The 18,329-nt window shown below is 55.9% G+C and carries 17 protein-coding genes; 9 read left to right on the plus strand and 8 right to left on the minus strand.

Going from position 1 to position 18,329, the window contains the following annotated elements:
- Positions 1–97 precede the first annotated feature (97 nt).
- Together GE543_RS09335 and GE543_RS09340 are read right to left on the minus strand one after the other, a co-directional pair.
- On the minus strand, positions 98–3,076 hold the full coding sequence (locus tag GE543_RS09335; protein WP_153221267.1) for a TrlF family AAA-like ATPase: 2,979 nt from the start codon (positions 3,074–3,076) through the stop codon (positions 98–100).
- Positions 3,077–3,938: 862 nt separating this feature from the next.
- Positions 3,939–4,316 (minus strand): DUF6678 family protein, encoded by a 378-nt coding sequence (locus GE543_RS09340; protein WP_153221268.1) that lies wholly within the window; start codon positions 4,314–4,316, stop codon positions 3,939–3,941.
- A 375-nt stretch (positions 4,317–4,691) separates the two neighbouring features.
- On the opposite strand from GE543_RS09340, the gene GE543_RS27805 reads away from it, so the two are divergent.
- The gene (locus GE543_RS27805; RefSeq protein WP_371927133.1) at positions 4,692–5,102 is read left to right on the plus strand and encodes a hypothetical protein; all 411 of its coding nucleotides are present in this window, start codon (positions 4,692–4,694) and stop codon (positions 5,100–5,102) included.
- A gap of 232 nt (positions 5,103–5,334) precedes the next feature.
- A complete protein-coding gene (locus tag GE543_RS09350) occupies positions 5,335–6,693 on the plus strand; it encodes an MFS transporter (RefSeq protein WP_011266195.1) in 1,359 nt (452 codons plus the stop codon).
- A 306-nt stretch (positions 6,694–6,999) separates the two neighbouring features.
- Here the strand turns inward: GE543_RS09350 and GE543_RS27360 are convergent, their stop codons facing one another.
- From GE543_RS27360 to GE543_RS09365, 4 genes are all read right to left on the minus strand, one after another.
- The gene (locus GE543_RS27360) at positions 7,000–7,422 is read right to left on the minus strand and encodes a type I restriction endonuclease (RefSeq protein WP_046270774.1); all 423 of its coding nucleotides are present in this window, start codon (positions 7,420–7,422) and stop codon (positions 7,000–7,002) included.
- Positions 7,400–7,621 (minus strand): hypothetical protein, encoded by a 222-nt coding sequence (locus GE543_RS27365; RefSeq protein WP_046235712.1) that lies wholly within the window; start codon positions 7,619–7,621, stop codon positions 7,400–7,402. Before GE543_RS27365 ends, GE543_RS27360 begins: the two co-directional genes overlap by 23 nt.
- 465 nt (positions 7,622–8,086) lie before the next feature.
- On the minus strand, positions 8,087–9,730 hold the full coding sequence (locus tag GE543_RS09360; protein ID WP_046235713.1) for an RNA-binding domain-containing protein: 1,644 nt from the start codon (positions 9,728–9,730) through the stop codon (positions 8,087–8,089).
- A gap of 321 nt (positions 9,731–10,051) precedes the next feature.
- The gene (locus GE543_RS09365; RefSeq protein WP_046235714.1) at positions 10,052–10,678 is read right to left on the minus strand and encodes a TetR/AcrR family transcriptional regulator; all 627 of its coding nucleotides are present in this window, start codon (positions 10,676–10,678) and stop codon (positions 10,052–10,054) included.
- Positions 10,679–10,791: 113 nt separating this feature from the next.
- On the opposite strand from GE543_RS09365, the gene GE543_RS09370 reads away from it, so the two are divergent.
- From GE543_RS09370 to GE543_RS09400, 7 genes are all read left to right on the plus strand, one after another.
- Entirely contained in the window at positions 10,792–11,712 is a 921-nt protein-coding gene (locus tag GE543_RS09370) for an NmrA family NAD(P)-binding protein (protein WP_046235715.1), read from the plus strand.
- Positions 11,709–12,863 (plus strand): epoxide hydrolase family protein, encoded by a 1,155-nt coding sequence (locus GE543_RS09375; RefSeq protein WP_046235716.1) that lies wholly within the window; start codon positions 11,709–11,711, stop codon positions 12,861–12,863. The genes GE543_RS09370 and GE543_RS09375 overlap by 4 nt, the downstream gene beginning before the upstream one ends.
- Before the next feature lie 148 nt (positions 12,864–13,011).
- Entirely contained in the window at positions 13,012–13,776 is a 765-nt protein-coding gene (locus GE543_RS09380; RefSeq protein ID WP_153221269.1) for a hypothetical protein, read from the plus strand.
- A 58-nt stretch (positions 13,777–13,834) separates the two neighbouring features.
- Positions 13,835–14,605, plus strand: a complete 771-nt coding sequence (locus GE543_RS09385) for an SDR family NAD(P)-dependent oxidoreductase (RefSeq protein WP_003425715.1) — start codon at positions 13,835–13,837, stop codon at positions 14,603–14,605.
- 187 nt (positions 14,606–14,792) lie between these two features.
- On the plus strand, positions 14,793–15,230 hold the full coding sequence (locus GE543_RS09390) for a GFA family protein (protein WP_153221270.1): 438 nt from the start codon (positions 14,793–14,795) through the stop codon (positions 15,228–15,230).
- A 228-nt stretch (positions 15,231–15,458) separates the two neighbouring features.
- Entirely contained in the window at positions 15,459–15,824 is a 366-nt protein-coding gene (locus GE543_RS09395; protein WP_046270782.1) for a histone-like nucleoid-structuring protein, MvaT/MvaU family, read from the plus strand.
- Between the two features lie 129 nt (positions 15,825–15,953).
- Positions 15,954–16,253 carry a hypothetical protein gene (locus GE543_RS09400; protein ID WP_003413920.1) on the plus strand — a complete coding sequence of 100 codons (300 nt, stop codon included), beginning with the start codon at positions 15,954–15,956 and terminating at the stop codon, positions 16,251–16,253.
- Between the two features lie 129 nt (positions 16,254–16,382).
- Here the strand turns inward: GE543_RS09400 and GE543_RS09405 are convergent, their stop codons facing one another.
- Positions 16,383–17,273, minus strand: a complete 891-nt coding sequence (locus tag GE543_RS09405; protein WP_178118572.1) for a hypothetical protein — start codon at positions 17,271–17,273, stop codon at positions 16,383–16,385.
- Positions 17,274–17,367: 94 nt separating this feature from the next.
- Positions 17,368–18,255, minus strand: coding sequence for an SDR family oxidoreductase (locus tag GE543_RS09410; RefSeq protein ID WP_153221272.1), 888 nt, complete (start codon positions 18,253–18,255; stop codon positions 17,368–17,370).
- Between the last annotated feature and the right edge of the window lie 74 nt (positions 18,256–18,329).

Below are 18,329 nucleotides of genomic sequence, written 5' to 3' on the forward strand. Positions count from 1 at the left end.
TGACCGTAGTCATCGTAAATCATGAGTGCTATCGCAACCGCTCGCAGACCATAAGAAACTGAACGGAGTGGGAATGACTCCCCACCCCGCTCACACTTTACCGTTCTAATCTTACCCGCAGTCGTCTGGCTCGCTCCTGAAACGCAGTATTGCCCCCTTCCAGAATCTCACACACTGCTTTACGAACCTCTAAGCTCTCCAACCCGCCTGACACATAGGAAATAGGCGGTAGGCCACCTGAAGTATGGTGGCCCGAGCTTGCCACGATGATCTGGTCGGCGTCGATATTGATCACAAGGTTGGCGTTGTGGGTGACGATAATCACCTGACGCTTCGCTTTTGCGGCTATGAAGAGAGAGACCAACTCGTCGAAAACCGATTTAGGGTCGAGGTTCTCTTCAGGCTGGTCGATGATCAGAGGTCTATCATCTGCGTCGTCGAGCGCCAGATATAACAGGAGCAACACAATACCCCGCGTACCTGGCGACAGCTTTCTGATGTCGATACCGTCGTACAAAATCTCGTAGCTGACAGTCATGTGGTCAGTGCTGTAAAGCCAAGCTGCAAATTGCTTAGACCAAGCGCGGAACTCCCCTTGCTGGGACTGAGCAACTGGAGCATGAGCGATGAAGTCCCTGCGGTACTTATCCATGAAAGCGGCCATTGCGGTCTGGATTTCCAAAGCGGAACCCGTTTCCCATAAAGGCTTGAGCTCCCTTGTTGCAGCATCGATCAGCGATCCTCGGCCGTTGAACGGCCCGCCCTTTCTCCTATCGAGCAACTTTTCTTCGCCAATGATTCCCCATGCGGCGACATCAGCTGATCGACGAACTGATATGCCGAGCTTTTGTAGGGTTCCTGATGAGGCCTCCAGACGTACCATTAGCGGGTAGTAGAGATCGGCTAAGGCACTCTGCTCATTGATGATTGCTTCGAATACACGACCATATGTGTCGCTACGCTCGGCCTGGAGCACCTTACGCCGCGCTTCGGCCCCTTGGGCGTCTGTAAACCTGGTCTCAAGAGATTTGAGGATTGTGTTTTCTTGAGTGATACGGTCGGACAGAGCTTTGAACTGCTCTTGAATTAGCTTATCGGCGCTGAAAAGGGCTTCGAGTCTTGTCATCTCAGCAGTGATAGGTGCTAGTGCCAAAGACGTGATGTCCACGGTATCGGCGACTAGAGGAGTCAGCGGATCGCCGGGTGGTGGGGGAACGCCCCTAAGCTTTGCGATCTCTTCGTCAGCCCATTTGATATAGGCGGTCAGACTCTGGTCGACATCCCCCTTGTAAACCAGTAGGAACTGGTCCCACTGCTCTGGCCTTAGGCCGCTATTAGTGTGCCTCGCTTGTACCTGCCGAAGTATTTCAGGCGCACCTGTTGCTCGCATGCTCCGTACCTCGTCCTGTAACGCGACGAAGGTACGACGCTGATTACCGTAGTTCTGAATTCGGCTTCGTAGACTTTCGGCCGCCGTACTTAACTGGGCATGCCGAGTCGCATGCGTCTCTGTACCTTTGACCACAAGCTTCGCCAGATCGATGGAATACCCATGGAGCTGCTGCTTTTTCTGAGCAACTTGAGTTGTCAGCAAAGCAACCGAGCTTTCTTTCTCAAATTCGATCGCGATTCGCTCTGATATGTCATCAATTGCCGCAGCCTCCCGAGCGCGAGCTTGTTGAAAGCGAGCTGTTAGCTGATCGCGAAGTTGGTCAAAATCGATAGCTCCATCTCGACTATCTGGGGTGTGTGAATCAAAGATGACCCTCTGGATTTCGTCCACCAGACCGTCGGACATACCTTTTGCCGAGCACAGCTCTTCAACGAATTGCTGAGAAAGGTAGCGAGCCCGCGCAAAGGATATATGTCCATTAGCGTCCCTCCCATCAAGAGCGCGTTCGATGGAGGCTCCGCCTCCCCAGGTAAGAGTAGTGGATGTATCTCCCATTAACCGTCGAGCACGTGCCAAGAAGGATGGACTACTGTTCTCATCTGCCTTCCAACTCTCTTCGGTGATCGCATCACAGCCGGCAGCGATGATGTCGGCGAGAGCGGTTTTACCCGAACCTCGCGCGCCAATAATTGCCACAAGACCAGGATTTAGAGGAATGCTGGGTGATTCCGCCCAAGCCGCGTTATTGATTCTGACATGGGAAATGACTTGGGAAGGCATCGCAGAACGAGGAGGCAGTTCGCCAACGTGAGCGCGCCCCTCTGGGTCAATACAAGCCTGACGGAGGGCATCAAATTCAAGTGCCCCCTTGATCCACGAGAAACGTTTATCTACCGGCTGTCCCACCGATTTCTGGTCGTGGGAGTCGCTGCCGTGGAGGCATGGTTTGAGTCCGCCATAGCGAATGCGCAGATCCTCTGAAGTCATACTAGAACGTTGGCCGAGCCAGAACTCCCGTTGTGCAGAGCTGCTAGAAAAAATGATATGAGCGAACTTTTCTATTTCTTGGCGTATTGTCGCGTCCGCAGCCTGTCGAACTCCGGATGTTCCATCGCCCGCATTCCCGGCCACAGCGACTAGGATGTTCTTTTTCGCCCAGTCGCTTTCACCAAGCACCTTTCGCAGTTGGTCGAAGTTGACTTTAAATTGCGTCGCTCCGTGCCGTAAAGCAGCGCCATCAGCAACAATCGAAGGGTCAGCGCACTTCCCGAGCTTAATCAGTTCATCTCGCGTGCAGTCGAACCGATCACCCAAAGCTTGAAACTGAAGGCGTTTGAGGATTCGTTTAATCTCTGAGACATGATCAGGATCCTCTGGACTGACCAGCAGATGGATGTTCACAAAGCCGGATTTCGCGGCAACATCCAGGCGAAGCTCGATGTTCGGAAAGAGGAGCTGGACGCTTGGCAGCCTGCCAGCCTCTTTGTGCTCCAGAAAGGTCTCATAGGTGTCCGTGACGTAGTAGTCAGTAACAGCTATTGCCTCGACTGCAGGTATAAGTTCTTCAAGCGACTGAAGGTAGGTTTCCCAAGGATTTTCTGAGCCAAATTGATTGTTCAGAACCGTCCCCGGGGCATGAATGTGCGGCTCCCACCGATGCCATTCGGACCCGCGACTAATCATTTGAAATCCCCATTGCCAATCTCTCCGTACCTGGAATGCAAAACTGTCCCTGGAGCATAACGGAATGGCGGGACTGGTTCATATGGCTTTTTGCCCGCTCGCTTGCCCGGCTATTTTCCTGAGAAGGCCTTCTTGCATGGCCGCTCTCGGTCCAGTGTGTGTAAAAACGATTTTCGGCGAGATAGGTATCTAAAGACGGCCTGAAAATCACATCCCTACGCAAAATCTTTATCTGCTCATTTGCCGATAAATTTCAGATTTAACGTAGAGGCGTGCACTTCAATTTTGGAAAAGCGTTTTCACACAGCCTAGGCCGATAGCGGCCATCGTACACGGTTGTTCGGGCTTATGGACGAAGACAATTTTATACAGTTCCTAGTTGTTGCATCACGTGTACGCCACTCTAGGTTACGATTATTTTAGTCTTCATTTTTAACTGTATAGGTCAGTTCGCTGTAGCTGTAACACCAGTTACACAGCATTCCACAGGTCTTTGCCTTGTTCCCTGCGAAATGAGCTCCATCAGCGTGTAGAGACCGGCATAAGCCGTGGACTCTGAGCCTCTGCTGCATACCGGTCCGAGAGTCTCCCGGATCTTCAGTAGCCGACGCTTCTCCCGGCGTAGTGAACTTATCCAGACTGATGGAGAACCGAGCCTCTTTCCTGCAGCCTCTGATTTGTATGCGTCCGGTAATGCAGGCTAGGCTCTATACATAAAGTGGCTGCGCCCGGTGATGCTGCGTAAAAACAGGCGCGGAATGCTCATTTACAACCAGCAGGCTCCACTTCCTTACCTGTTTTTGCCTTGCCTGACCTTCCCTAGCCGACTTTTCGTACAGAGCCTAGGTGAAACTTCGGGATCTTAGCCCCATAAAGGCTGCATGCCAGGTCTGGTATAACCCCAAACACGTGGCACTCCATCCTCTAGAGAAAAGGGCAGATTGTACTTTCTTAGCGTAGAGAGTAGCCAATCGAGGGAATCCGCTCTGAGTTCGATCCACTCAATTTCTGCCACCGGATGGATGTGGTAATGCCATTCTCCATCCCATTCTGTGCAGTAATCGCTTGGAGCTAAGGCGCTGTGCAATCTGAACTCTGGCTTCATGTGCGGGGCATCAATCATTGCGTTGATCAGCTCAGCCCATCTGGTGTTGTTCATTACAGGAAAAATGGCACCCGTAGTCAGCAGCCGCCGAATTTTCGCTTTTGTAATCTCTTCGGGTTCAGGCAGTTGATGCATAAGATTCGCGCAGTGGTGTGAAGTGCTCAGTCTAACCCAACACACCTTGGAGTTATTAAACGAGCACCTATCCATGCGGTCATCACGGATAAAAGCGAGCGGCTAAGCGGCCATCCGATCCTAGCGGACGGTAAAAGCACATTTTACTTGTCGGAACAAAGGTCATTAGGCTGGATGGCAGTTCGGACCGGGTGATCAGGGAAACGGAGCTGACCGTCAAACAGCCACCTGATGAGCCTCAAAAGTAGGCCGCGAGCACGACCAGTAGCCGAGACCTTGTATGCTCACGTGTATGCCTACGAAAACCGAAGGCTGGTAGACCCAAAGAATCCGGGGCTTCCAGCCTCCAGTTCAAACGACGCCTGGAATCTGGACATGTCGTTGACCGTCTACAAAGAACTCCAAAAGCCCGCCTTATGCGGGCTTTGTTATTCCTGGCTTTTGGTGCTGCACGAGATCGTTATGTGCGCTCCGCACGTCATCGGCGAGAAGATGTTGGTCCAGCAAATGGCCCAAGCGAACAAGGAACTGAAAGCGGGCATCGAGGTACGCATGCTCGCCCCCCCCAACCGATGTCAGCAAAGGCCTCGGTATGTTCGCCGCCCTGAACGGTTCCGGAGATGCAGCAGCACTGGCACACCGCTCACCGCTTTTCTCACAACCCCAGGAAAAAGATGTACTTATTTTTATACACAATTCGAAACACCTCATCCCCCTAAATCCGAACTCCTCAGGCAATACAACCGGACACATTGTCGCACCCAAAAAAATGGCTTGCGGTTGTGATGAATCGTTTCATCTGGCATAAAAGGTCGGCTTCGGGCTCGAAAATCTAGGAAAACATAGATTAATGGGTCGACGATAGCTGCTCCAATGTCTGACCCCACGCGTCAAATAATCAAGCCAGTTTTGCTCGCTGCCCGAAGCGGATGCCTGTGCTATCCAATCTGTCTTTCAACCTCATCGAGGCCATTCCTACGGCGCGCCCAAACGTCGTGCAACAAAAAGGACCGGAAAATTGAGCGATCAATCCACTCCGAACACTCCACTCGTTAGATTCTGCGACAAAGTTGGTATTCCCTATCCCATGTTCTGGGGTTTTGTCGGCCTGTTGATCTTCATGATCGGCGATGGCGTAGAACTCGGATACCTTTCGCCCTTCCTCAGTGAACGCGGCATGCCCGGCGATGAAGTCGCCATGATCTTCACCCTCTATGGCGTCACGGTCGGTATTTCATCGTGGCTCGCCGGCGCGCTCTCCAATATCTGGGGCCCGAAACGGGTGATGTTCCTGGGATTGATTATCTGGAGCGTGTTTGAAGTGCTCTTCCTGGTCTACGGGCTGCAGGAATTGAGCTATTCCATGATTCTGCTGACCTATGGTTTGCGCGGTTTCGGTTATCCGCTCTTCGCCTACGGTTTTCTGGTCTGGATCGCGGCTTCCACGCCGTCCCGCAAGATGGGCATGGCCGTGGGCTGGTTCTGGGTGGCTTACGCCGCGGGCCTGCCAATGCTGGGCTCTCTGGTGGCGAGCATCGCTATTCCGTTGATTGGTGCATTGCTGACCTTCTGGCTGTCTTTCGCCCTGGTGGTCATCGGTGGTGTGATTGGTCTGGTCGGGATGCGCGAAGCTCATGGCATGCGCCGACTGGCGCCGGAAGGCGAGCGTCCGCTGGTGTCGATGGCCAAGAACATCACCATCATGTGGACCCGTCCCAAAGTGTCGTTGGCCGGTATCGTCCGCGTCATCAACACCTCGTCGATGTTTGGCTTTCTGGTGGTCATGCCAGGGTTCTTCATGCAAACCGTTGGCTTCACCCTGGAAGAGTGGCTGCGCCTGCTGACCATCGTGTTTGTGTTCAACATCATCGGCAACCTGGGCTCCAGCGTCATCAGCACCAAGATCGGTTATCGCAACACGATCCTGTGGTTTGGCGCAGTGGGCAGCACGATCAGCACGCCGCTGTTCTTCTTCATGCCGCAGGCGTTTCCGAACGACTTCCTGATCGCCTCGATCTTCGGCGCCTTCTACGGCCTGACCCTGGCGTGCTTCGTGCCGCTGTCGGCGCTTGCCCCTGCTTTGGCACCGAACAACAAAGCGGCTGCCTTATCGGTGTTGAGCCTGGGTGCAGGCGCGTCGACGTGGGTTGGCCCGGCTGTTGTTGCGATCTTCAATGAAAGCTACGGCATTGAAGGCGTGGTCTGGGCGTTCTCCGGGTTGTACGCACTGAGTGCTGTGCTGACCGTATTCCTGAAAGATCCGGAGCCGGTGCATGACCCGATTCTGATCAAGATCAAGCGTCGGATCAAAGTGTTCGCGCCGCGTCTGGATTATCGTTGGGCTCACGCTGAGGATCCGAAGCAAGGGCAAAGCTGATTCAGAGCCCCAAGCTTCGCAGGAAAGAGCCGCCGCAGGGTGCACACGCACTCTGCGGCGGCTTGGTTTTATTTGCGTGATTTAGGTCTGGGCACTCTGTTGAAATCTAGATGTGTTTTGGACAGTGGACAGTCTACGAAGAACTTTTGAGTACTAGCCATATGGACCGGACATGCTGAAACGCACCTAGCTCGCACATATCTCAGCCCAGCATGCCCCTCATGCTCTGCTGCAACGAAGACTTGAGCGCCGTATCACCGGCTACAAGGCGATAAAGCTCTAGGTACTGACGGCGGCGTATCAGCATCACTTCCTCGAAGATCTTCTCGAATGGCTACTGTCGCGATCCTGCTTGTACTGCTTCTGCCCGTGATAACGGGCGGTCTGGCCGGTCCAGGGGTTCTTCAGCTCCAGCGTGGCGAAGGGCAGCCCATTGATGAAAAGCACCAGGTCGATCTCTTCTAAGGTATTGCTCAGGGAGTAACGCACCTGGCGGGTGCTACTAAAGAGATTCGCCGCGAACTGGCGTTTGTTCCGCTCCGAGCTGCTCGCCAACGGCGCGGGGTACATGAGGTTGAGGTGCACATCGTCGATGGCCAGGCCGCGCTTTAGTAGGTGCAGCACGCCGTATTTTTTCGCCATCCGGTCGAAGCGCTCCAGAATGCGCAGGTCCCAGTCCTCGTAGCGCTGCTTGAGGCGTTCGAGCTCATCGCTTTGGCTGGCCTTCAAGGAACTGCCATAAACAGCGAGCATCTACGGCATAGCGGGCATTAAAGTCCTGGGCGCGGCCCAGTTGGTAAGCGTGATGGGTGCTGAGGGGCAATTCTGCCGCGCGGTCGCGGATCACATTCTGCTCTTCCAGGCAGGTGCCGGTCAGGTACTTTTCGATACTCGCTTCCAGCGCCTGCTCGTTGGTTTTGCTTACCATTCCAGCTTCCTTATCCCTTGTTCGCTTATTGGGGCCAGGCTCGCCCGGCGTGGCGCGCGAATGTCTAAAAATATCCAGCCAACGGGGTTTAGATATTCGTCGCTACTTACCTTTATTTCTACTAATTCATTGATTTATATAGGGTTAAAAGCTGGAGCAGGCTCGGTTGACAATCTGCAAAATGTCTAACACCCCGGCTAATTCGTCTAAAGCGCTCATGCAGCCAAATGAGCATTTTTTCCAAGGCCCTAATCTACAAAGTTTTAGGGTGCTGCCTGGAGGCGTTGGCCGCATCAGTCAAATGGCCGGCAAATTGAGCAGTGCAAGTGGGAGCGGCTAAAACCGCGCCTTTCCTTGGCCTGCCCGCTTGCAATGGCCGCTCCAGTCAAATGAGTTCGGGCAATGCCTCCAAGCATCTTTTGTCATCGCCAGACCATTTCCTGAATGTCTAAAAATGTCTAGAAATCAGCCTTTAGACATTTGCCACAGCTTACCCTTTGGCTCGATAACCCCTTGTTTTTTCAAGGATTGCAGCAAGTTCTTAATCTTGTGGGCCTTCTGTTGAATGTCTAAAACGTCCGGCAGTTTGTCTACGAGTAGCTTGTCGATGGCGGACCGTCTGGCCGATCCGGACTGTTGGATTAATTCGCAGATCAGACGCTTGTAATGCGTGTCATCGATGCCACGGTTAAGAATGTACTGAGCTAGATCGTCGCTGTGCCGCGCCACTTGAGCGGAGATATGGAAATTGGGCTTGCGCCCCTCGATCAGCCTCTGCGCCTTGAGATGGCGAACCTGTGCATCACTCAGTGATTTGTGCTTCTGCACCCTATCCAGCAGGATGATGTCGTCCAACGCCAGGTTGGGCAGCTCGGCGAGCTTGCGCGCATAGCTGATGTCCAGCACGCGCCCGGTGATGGTCACCTGCACGCGGTTTTGCTCCAGCTGGTATTCCGGCAGGGGGAAGAAGCGATTCTTCTGGATCAGGAACATTTTGCGGATGCCGCTGCCGATGGTGTCGATCATGTTCAGGTTGACCATGGCATCGGTGAGGAAGCGGTTGCGATAGCGGCTTTCCGGCGCGTCGGCCTGGATCACCTGCTCGACCGATCCGGGAATAAAAGCGCCGGGGTTGCTGAAGCACAGCTGTCCGTCCTCGAACTCCACCACCGAGACCTTGCCGCCCAACTGGTAGTCCTGATGGGCGATGGCGTTGTTGAGCGCCTCACGGATTATAAAGGGGTCGTACTGATCGACCTCTTCGGGGAACAGCGAGCTATCCGACATATAGCGGTATTTCAGGTTGCGGATCTTGCGGTACACCTCGTCGGCACTAGCCAGCAGCGGGCAAGAAAAATGCTGGTAGTCACGCTCTGAGCCGTCACGATCCTTGAGAATCCAGCTAATGGTGGGCGAGGCCGGATTGAGCCAGTGCGCTGCCTCAGGCTTACCCAGCAGCAGGATGGCGGTACGCGTGATCTGCCCCTGAATGGTCAGCTTGGATTTGTTGAGAAAGGTTTCATCGCTCCAGGCCGGCAGTTCGGCAGCCATCTTGGGATGCTTGGTGGCAAATTCGCGGCGAGCCAAGGCGATGGCCTCCGTACTCAAATCAGCCAGACTTGCGCCGGGACAAATGCCCGCACTCCAATCCTGCGGACGATTCTGGCCACGGATGCGCTCGATTTCTTCAAGCGACAGCGGCCCGAGGGATTCACCGTCGCGGCCATAGTAGTGGCCTTCCCAGGTTACCGGCAGGCCTTGCGGCGCGGCAGGAATCTCGAACAGCAATACGCGGCCATCAGGATGTAGAACGGTATGGATATCAATAAAGCTCAGGCGCTGGCTGACCTTATCGGCCACTTCCTTCTTCAGCGATTGCAGATCCTTGAAGGCCTCGCGGAACTGGCTGCCCACCACTTGTAGATTATCCTTCACACCAAATACCAGCCAGGCGCTGGGCACGCCTTTGAGATTGGCTTCGTTACTCAGGGCGGAGAAATATTTACCGAGCTTGCTGAAGTCATAGCCGTTTTTGGCCTCCTTAAACTCCACCACCTCGCTCTCGCCGCTACTGGCGAGTAAACGGTGCAACTGTTGCTCGGCATCCATTGCAGATACTCCAAATCAAAGCGCTGAATAGCAGCGCTGCTAGGCCGGTTATACCGCACCCACTTGCAAGCTAAGGAGCGCATCTTAACCAATGCAGCCGCGCTTTTGGCAGAGAAGACAAGCAAAGGGGTGACCTTGCCTCTGCACAGCAAACCGTCCTGGCCCCGACCATGCATTGCCACCTACAAGCGTGATGGTGCACCTATCAGGAATCGCGGCTCAGCTATCAGTAATGAGCAATGGCAGGCCTCTTGAGCCAAAGCCCCGGGAGGGCTTTACCGTCCAGCCCAATTACTTCAAAACACCTAAAACCCAACCCCCTCACCCCAACAACCCAGCACCCCCAACCATCCTCACCCCCCATTCCACCCGCTCCGGAATACCCTGAATCAGCACCCCCCGATCCTCCCCCAGCAGCGCTCTAAGCTGATGGGGAGCGAACACCAGATCAATGAATTGGCGGGCCAGCGCGTCAGGGTCGGTGGGTTGGTCCGGGCCTGCCAATATCGCCGAACGTACTCTGGTGAAACCGCCTTCCCACCCGATTCGGTTGACCTCAGCCGCCAGTAGCGGGGTGCGGCTAGAGGTGGCGATCACCAGGCGCATCATGGCCAGGGTATCGGCTTGCAGCGCATGTTCGAGGATGCCGTGGCCCACGTGCCGCAGGCGGCCTTCGAGTGGGAGCGCGGGGATTGTTTCGGCGGGCGCCAGCAAGGTGGCTACGTGGCGTCGCACCACGGCTTCGAACAGCGCTTCTTTGTTGGCGTAACGCGCGTAGAGGGTGGCTTTGCTGGCGCCGGCGGCGCGGGCGATGTCTTCGCATGAGGTGCCTTCGAAACCACAGGCCAGAAAGCGCTGCAGCGCGGCATCCAGCAATCGACGCTCGGCCTCGCCCGCCTGGTCTTGCCTGGGCCTGCCGCCTTTGGATTTGGTCTTGATCGCTGTCATGGCCGGCAACTTACAGCCCGCTTGTTTGTTCGTCAACTAAACGGTAACGTTCAGTTAAATGGAAGCAGGTAAACGCCGTTTCTACCTATTCATAACGACCAAGGAAGCGCTTTGTGAATGACGCGACTGCTTTACCCATCGTGGTTGCTGGCGCTACGGGAGATTTGGGCCAACGCGTCGTGCGGGCCTTGGCGGAGCGCAGTGCCCATGTGATAGCGCTGGTTCGGCCGGGTACTAAGCCAGCCCGGCTGAATGGCCTGCGCAACAGCACCACGACGATCACGCCTGTTTCACTGGATGACGCTCAGGGCCTGCGCCGTGCTATTGCCGGCTCGGGTTGTGTGGTGTCTACGCTCAACGGTCTGGAAGAGGTGGTCATCGGGCAGCAGGGCAGGCTGTTGGAGGCTGCGGTAGCCGCTGGCGTGCCCAGGTTCATTCCCTCGGATTATTCGCTCGACTACACCCGTACCCGGCCTGGCGATAACCGCAACCTGGACCTTCGCCGACGCTTCCTCACCCAGCTCGATGCGGCCGACATTAACGTGACCTCGATCCTCAACGGTGGCTTTCTGGAGTTGCTCGAAGGCGATGCGCCGATCGTGCTGCCTGGGCGCCGGGTGCTGCATTTCGGTGATGCACAACAGCCGCTGGACTTCACCGCCAAGGACGACGTAGCCGCTTTCACCGCCGATGCCGCGCTGGATTCTCACACGCCGCGCTTTCTGCGCATTGCCGGTAACAGCCTGTCGCCTGCGCAGATCACCAGCCTCCTCACCGAGCTGACCGGGCAGCGCTACCGTACCCTGCGCCCCGGCAATATTGGCACGCTGTCCACCCTCATCGGCGTAGTGCGTGCGCTCACGCCTGCCAGTGACAAGCCGTTCCCGGCCTGGCAGGGCATGCAATACCTGCGCGACATGATGAGCGGGCGCGGCAAGCTGCCCAATCTGGATAACGACCGCTATGGTCAACGTGAATGGGCGTCCGTGCGTGACACGCTGGCCCGTACCCATGTGCAAGGGAGCAACCAATGACCGACCTTATCGAACCCTTTCCTATTCAAATCCCCCAGGTGCAGCTCGACGATCTGGCTCAGCGCCTGGCGCAAACCCGCTGGCCTGATCCTGAAACGGTCTCCGACAACAGTCAGGGACCACGGCTCGAGCGACTGCGCGCGCTGGTCGAGCGCTGGCGTAATGGCTATGACTGGCGGGTCACCGAAGCCCAGCTCAATCAGTGGAACAGCAGCCGGGTCGAGATCGACGGCCTTGGGATTCATTTTCTGCACATCCGCTCGCCTCACCCTGACGCCTTGCCCTTGCTGATGACCCACGGTTGGCCGGGCTCGATTCTTGAGTTCAGGAAGATGATCGGGCCACTCACCGACCCTGTCGCCCACGGTGGGCAGGCCAGTGATGCGTTCCATCTGGTGATCCCGGCGCTACCGGGTTTTGGTTTCAGTGATAAGCCGCGTTCTACAGGCTGGGGCGTGGGCAAAACGGCGGCGGCCTGGGCGCAGTTGATGGAGCGTTTGGGCTATGGCCAGCGCTGGGCCGCTCAGGGTGGGGATTGGGGCGCGGCCGTGACCACCGCCCTTGGGCACATGCGCCCGCCTGGCCTGATCGGCATTCACCTGAACATGGTGATGTACCAAGCCACCGAGGCAGAAATCGCCCAGGCCACGCCTGAAGAACAGCGCATGTTGGCCGACGCGCAACGCTACGACCGAGAGCTTTCCGGCTACATGAAAGTGCACAGCACCCGGCCGCAGTCAGTAGGCTTCGCCCTGTCGGATTCGCCCGTTGGCCTGGCGGCGTGGGTATATGCGCTGTTTCAGGATGCCTCCGACAGCGGCGGCGAGCCTGAGCGGGTCATCGAGCTCGATGCGCTGATCGACGACATCATGCTGTACTGGCTGCCCAATGCCGGCCCCAGTTCGGTCCGTTTCTACTGGGAAGGGATGCGCGAAATGCAACAGCAAGGCCCTGCCCCTGCGATGCCAATCCCTGCGGGCGTGAGCATGTTTCCGGGCGAGCTGCTGCGCCTGTCACGGCGCTGGGCGCAGGCGCGTTTCGACGATCTGCGGTTCTTCGCGGAAGCCGAGCACGGCGGCCACTTCGCGGCCATGGAAAACCCGACGACGCTCACCGAGCATGTGCGTGAGACCTTCCGCCTGCTGCGTTGATACTTTTGCGGGCGTACTGAACATCTCGGAGGTGGAGCGACTCGCTACAACATGCGCTATCGGGCGATGGAGTAAGCGCTGACATGCATCGTTACCCACCGCCAAAAGGTTTAGCATTCAGCCCACCTTCGGATGTGAAGTTTTCTGCATGACGGCCTTCTACCTCAAGTTACTCATCACCCCCGCGCTCATGCTGGCCATCTCATTGGCGGCCAGGCGCTGGGGCACCGGCGTGGCAGGGCTGCTTTCCGGCCTGCCGATGACTTCGGCGCTGGTCATGCTGTTTCTCAGCCTTGAGCAAGGCACCGAATTCGCCTCGATGGCGGTGCCTGGGGCATTGGCCGGGCTGGCGGCGATTCAGGCGACTTACCTGTTTTATTTCCTGATCACTCGACGCGTTTCAGCGCTGACGGGATGCGTCCTGGCGCTCGCGGTGTATGGCGCGACAGCCTTTCTGATGAACCTGTTGGGCTTACTGGCGCTGTCGATCATTTTCACGCTGCTGATGGTTGCGTTGATCATCGGTGCCACCTCGCAACAGACACCGCCGGACGTAGCCTCATACGTGGCACTGCCGCGCTGGGTCATTCCGATGCGCATGCTGACGGCCACCCTTCTGCTGCTGGCGATTACTGCAAGTGCCACGTGGCTCGGGCCGGTGGTCAGTGGGCTGCTCGCGCCGATCCCGGTGATCGCCTGGCCGCTTGCAGTGTTCGTCCACGTGCAAGGCGGGCGTTATGAACTGGCGGCGATAATCCGCGGCAATGCCATTGGCGCCGTCGGTGTGGTGAGTTTCTACCTGACCCTCCGGTACTCCATATTGCAATGGGGCGCGCTTCTGTCTATCGCGGCTGCCGTTTTGCTGGCTGTCGTGGTGACGGCTGGGTTGGCGCGGTTGTTGGCGAGGCGGTAGGGCTATAGTTGCCCCAAAGAAGTCAAAAACACTTCAACCATGCTCCTCAAGGTGCCTTATGAGTTTGATACCCGAACTGAACAGCGAGGCTAACGTGCTGATATGCGGGGCCAGCCGAGGTATTGGCTTGGCACTGTGCGCGGCGTTGCTTGCTCGCGATGATGTGGCTCAGGTATGGGCGGTCGCGCGACAAGCCAGCACTTCCACAGAACTGGCAACGCTTGCAGAGCAATATGGCCAACGCATCAAACGCGTCGACTGCGACGCGCGCAATGAACAATCCCTCGAAGCACTCGTGAGCGAGACGCTGGATGGATGCGATCATCTGCACCTCGTCATCAGTACGCTAGGTATTCTTCATCAGGACGGTGCGAAAGCAGAAAAGGGTCTGGCACAACTGACACTTGCGAGCCTGCAAGCGAGTTTCGCAACCAACACCTTTGCGCCGATCCTGCTGCTCAAGCACCTACTCCCTTTATTGCGCAAACAACCTTCTACCTTCGCGGCGCTCTCCGCGCGGGTTGGCTCCATTGGCGATAACCGATTGGGTGGCTGGTACAGCTACAGAGCCAGCAAAGCAGCGCTAAACCAGTTGCTGCACACGGCCAGTATTGAGTTGAAACGCCTTAACCCGGCCTCTACTGTCCTGGCAATACACCCAGGCACGACTGACACGGAGCTGTCTCAGCCATTCCAGGCGAACGTGCCCGAAGGCCAACTGTTCGAACCGGCTTTCTCGGCGGATCGCATCATTGAGGTAGTAGGCGCACATGGACCGGCCGATAGCGGGACCTTCTGGGATTGGGACGATAAGCCTATTGTTTGGTGACTTATTTCACTTTTGAAAATTTAGAACCTATTCAGGCCTATGATATTTTCGATATCCACTGGTATGAACAGAGCACGGCATGATGATAAGTGATGCAGATTTGGCGGAAATGCTTCCTTCCGCGCTAACGGACGTCACTGTCGGGACCGATTCGCGGCACAGCCCATAGACGGAGTCACTGTTTTATATGGACATCTCTGACGGAACGTTACAAGGCACCTGCCATTGCGGCGCTGTACGATTTCAAGTTCGGCTTACTGACGGATTCAAGACCGTCCGGCGCTGCAACTGCTCCTATTGCCGGATGCGCGGTGCGGTCGCGGTTTCAGCAGCCCTGGAGGATATTGAGATCACTTCCGGCGAGACGATGCTCAAGCTCTATCAGTTCAACACCCTGCAAGCGAAGCATTATTTCTGCTCACAATGCGGGATATATACACATCACCAACGCCGCTCCAACCCGGCCCAGTACGGAGTTAATGTGGCCTGCCTCGAAGGAATCAGTCCATTTGATTTTGAAGAGTTTCCAGTCAACGAAGGGCGAATTCATCCCAAGGATAAAGCTGCTGGAAGCGGGTCGGACATCGCTGGATACCTGCGCTACATCCCTACCACTACTTCCTGAGATGAGGTAAATCGCTCAAGCGACCTCAGTGACCGCTCTGATCGAAAGCTACTGACGCGCGCCCGCAAAATCGCATTTTCTGAAAATAACTGGAAGCCCGGGCAATCTGGCTTATCGTGTTACTACAGCATATTGGAAGCCACTGCGCCTCTACGGAAAATAGGCTGAACTTGTAACGGGCACGATCTCTCTCACTAACTACGCACACCTGTTTATAAGGAAAATACCATGTCTAAACTCGCAGAATACCGTCAGCTGGAAAAGCATCTCGCCGAGCAACTCAAGGCACTGGAGACGATGAAAGGCGACCAGGGGCTCAAGAAGGAAATCGAGTTCGAAACCAAGCTGCGCAAGCTGCTTGAGCACTATGGCTTCAGCCTGAAGCACATCATCAATCTGCTGGACCCACAGAGCTCTTCCCGTGGCCAGACCGTTGAAAAACCTGCGGGCAAACGCAAACCGCGTGAACTCAAGGTTTATAAGAACCCGAAAACCGGTGAAGTGATCGAGACCAAGGGTGGGAATCACAAGATTCTGAAGGAGTGGAAAGCGGAGCATGGTTCCGATGTTGTCGAGGGCTGGCTAAAGAAGTAAAGCCTTGCCTGTCGATTGATTCAGGGCGTCGACTGTTCACCGTTGGCGCTGTTGAACAGCCGACGCCGGGAACGATCCGCGGCGGCTGTTCGTCTGACCTGTATCGACTCACTGAAAAGGTACAGCGCAATGGACAAGACGATCACTGTGGACCAACTGGCTTCCACTGACCTCAGATCAGTCAACGAAATATGGCTCGGCGGTACTCATACCGAGCTATGTCTGTGGCGTGGCAAACAAGTCCCTACCCACGACATGCTCAGCGAGGGCACCCACGATCAGAACGCCCGGCGCCTGTGCCTGCAACTGGTCGACCCCGACGATAAGGCTGCAGTAGCCAACGTCGAAGCACTCGTTCGCGAGCGGCTGGAAAGGATGGGGAGCCAGGGCGAGTTTTATCCGGCTGAGAATGCGGACACTCACCAGTAAATCGTTCTGATTTCACGCGATTCTGTAGGCCTTGGGGCCGTCTTGCCAGACTGTAGCTTTGTGACGCAGAGCGTCACGAACTGCGTGCCAACGCGGAGCATTGGCACGATGGTCATCTCAGCACCTCATTCAGGCCCCGACCGCTGAGCCTGTCAAAAAACGCGTCCGCACCTTTGCCCACACCTCGCCAACGGGCATAAAGAACAAAGAGCTCATCTTCAGCAATCCACGCGTTGCCTTGGGAACAGGCGTTACAGGCTCACTCGCACCATGTACTGCAAGCAAATACCGATAAACTCGACGACTGCTCATGGGCAGCAGTCCAAGCTGTTCAAGCAATGAAGGGCCTATCTCACTGATCATGCCGGTGACCATGATCCAAAGCCACACGATTTCGGCGCACAAGAACGTGCCGAGTAGGATATTGAAGCCTATTGTTCGCCAGTCTTGTACGGCGGCGAAAATGGCGTCGATGTTGCTGCCCAAGGTGATCATTGTTGTAAAGATCGCGGCGATGGCAAACAGCGTCCCGATGAATCGGGCAGGGTCTGGGAGACGAAAGAAAGCAGCGATGCGTGGCCCCATCGTATCGTTGCTGGCCAGCCGCTTGAGTTCTTGACGTTCTTCCCACAAGTGTTTCATCACTCTTGCCTTATCGACGAGCTCGGCAGAACTACAGCTATAACGGGTGCAAAACCATTGTTGCCGCAATTGCGAACGCTCCAAAGGTGTCGTGAGCGGTCCCGCGCCCATCTGATCTGCGCGAACCAACTCATAGATCTCAGCCAATCGAACTGCGCAGATCATGGATATCAGAAGCACAGGAATCAACGCCGGCATGTAGTCAGCTAGCTTGGTCCAAGGCAAAAGTATCAGTGTCGCGGAGAGTGCCAATATCCATGCGATCATCCAGATCAAACAGATACGAGCATCACGCCGACGCCAAGCCTCTTTGAAAGGCGCACGCTCAAATCGCTGAAAGTGTTCTTCTACATCCTTACGCAACTGGTGGATGCTCATGGTTTGCTTCCCTTGCATGGCAAACGCACGATTTTAGGTCGCCTGTTCGGTAACGTAATTAAACAAATTGTAAAAAGCAGCGTGTCTGCAGACACTACCCCTTCAAACACCTTCCCAAATCCTCAATCAAACCTGGGCCCTTGGGCTGCCACCCCAGGCGCTCGCGTGTCTTGTGACTCAAGCTGCTCATGTCCTTGGCCACGAATGTCGACAGCCAGCCAAAGTGTGCGGTGGCTTCATGGGCAGGCACGGCCAAGGTGGGCAGGCCGAGGTGTTCTCCGATGGTTTCGGCAATCAGGCGGAAAGTAATGTCTGATTCGGCAGTCGCGTGATAACGAGCCCCCGGATGATGTTTCTCCAGAGCCAGACGATACAGGCGCGCCGTGTCTTCAAGGTGCGCTGCAGACCACTGATTGAGGCCTTGGTCGATATAGGCTGAGCAGCCTTTTTCCTGCGCCTGTTTGATGACTTCGCTGACCAGGCCTTGTTTGGCCGGGTTGTGAATCTGCGAGAGTCGCATCACGACTACGTTGACGCCGCGTTGCAACAGCGCCTGCCCGGCGAGTTCCGATGCGACGCGAGGGTTGGGGTGCGCCGGGTCGAAATGATCTTCGTCTGCGGCCTGCCCAGGTGCTGACGAGCCCATCGCGGTGCTGGAGGTGATAACCAGTGGTCGCTCGGAACCTGCCAGTGCAGAACCCAATGCGTCGATAACGCGAGCGTCTTTCTGGCAGTTGGCGACGAAGTGCGCGAAGTTGTGATCAAACGCCGTGTGAATCACCGCGTCGCACTTCTCTACGCCACGCTGAAGGCTGGACAGGTCTTCGATATCACCGCGATGCGGTTCGGCTCCCATGGCAAGCAGAGCTCGATCCCCCTCTTGCGAACGTGTCAGACCTACTACCTGATGGCCTGCGTTGATCAGTTCCCCAGTGACGCGAGTGCCAATAAAGCCTGTGGCGCCGGTTATAAATACGCGCATAGTCAAATCTCTCTTTGCTGAAGTCGGCAGAGTGCGCGTAACGTTTATCCCGTAAAAGACGTGACGTTATCAGG

This window comes from Pseudomonas sp. SZ57, assembly GCF_009495975.1.
In the GTDB taxonomy this organism is placed as follows: Bacteria; Pseudomonadota; Gammaproteobacteria; order Pseudomonadales; family Pseudomonadaceae; genus Aquipseudomonas; species Aquipseudomonas syringae.

Excerpts from the sequence above, each read along its gene's own strand:
- GE543_RS09335 (WP_153221267.1), bottom strand. The coding sequence starts at position 3,076 with ATGATTAGTCGCGGGTCCGAATGGCATCGGTGGGAGCCGCACATTCAT.
- GE543_RS09340 (WP_153221268.1), bottom strand. The coding sequence starts at position 4,316 with ATGCATCAACTGCCTGAACCCGAAGAGATTACAAAAGCGAAAATTCGG.
- GE543_RS27805 (WP_371927133.1), top strand. The coding sequence starts at position 4,692 with ATGTCGTTGACCGTCTACAAAGAACTCCAAAAGCCCGCCTTATGCGGG.
- GE543_RS27365 (WP_046235712.1), bottom strand. The coding sequence starts at position 7,621 with ATGGTAAGCAAAACCAACGAGCAGGCGCTGGAAGCGAGTATCGAAAAG.
- GE543_RS09360 (WP_046235713.1), bottom strand. The coding sequence starts at position 9,730 with ATGGATGCCGAGCAACAGTTGCACCGTTTACTCGCCAGTAGCGGCGAG.
- GE543_RS09365 (WP_046235714.1), bottom strand. The coding sequence starts at position 10,678 with ATGACAGCGATCAAGACCAAATCCAAAGGCGGCAGGCCCAGGCAAGAC.
- GE543_RS09375 (WP_046235716.1), top strand. The coding sequence starts at position 11,709 with ATGACCGACCTTATCGAACCCTTTCCTATTCAAATCCCCCAGGTGCAG.
- GE543_RS09380 (WP_153221269.1), top strand. The coding sequence starts at position 13,012 with ATGACGGCCTTCTACCTCAAGTTACTCATCACCCCCGCGCTCATGCTG.
- GE543_RS09385 (WP_003425715.1), top strand. The coding sequence starts at position 13,835 with ATGAGTTTGATACCCGAACTGAACAGCGAGGCTAACGTGCTGATATGC.
- GE543_RS09390 (WP_153221270.1), top strand. The coding sequence starts at position 14,793 with ATGGACATCTCTGACGGAACGTTACAAGGCACCTGCCATTGCGGCGCT.
- GE543_RS09395 (WP_046270782.1), top strand. The coding sequence starts at position 15,459 with ATGTCTAAACTCGCAGAATACCGTCAGCTGGAAAAGCATCTCGCCGAG.
- GE543_RS09400 (WP_003413920.1), top strand. The coding sequence starts at position 15,954 with ATGGACAAGACGATCACTGTGGACCAACTGGCTTCCACTGACCTCAGA.
- GE543_RS09405 (WP_178118572.1), bottom strand. The coding sequence starts at position 17,273 with ATGAGCATCCACCAGTTGCGTAAGGATGTAGAAGAACACTTTCAGCGA.
- GE543_RS09410 (WP_153221272.1), bottom strand. The coding sequence starts at position 18,255 with ATGCGCGTATTTATAACCGGCGCCACAGGCTTTATTGGCACTCGCGTC.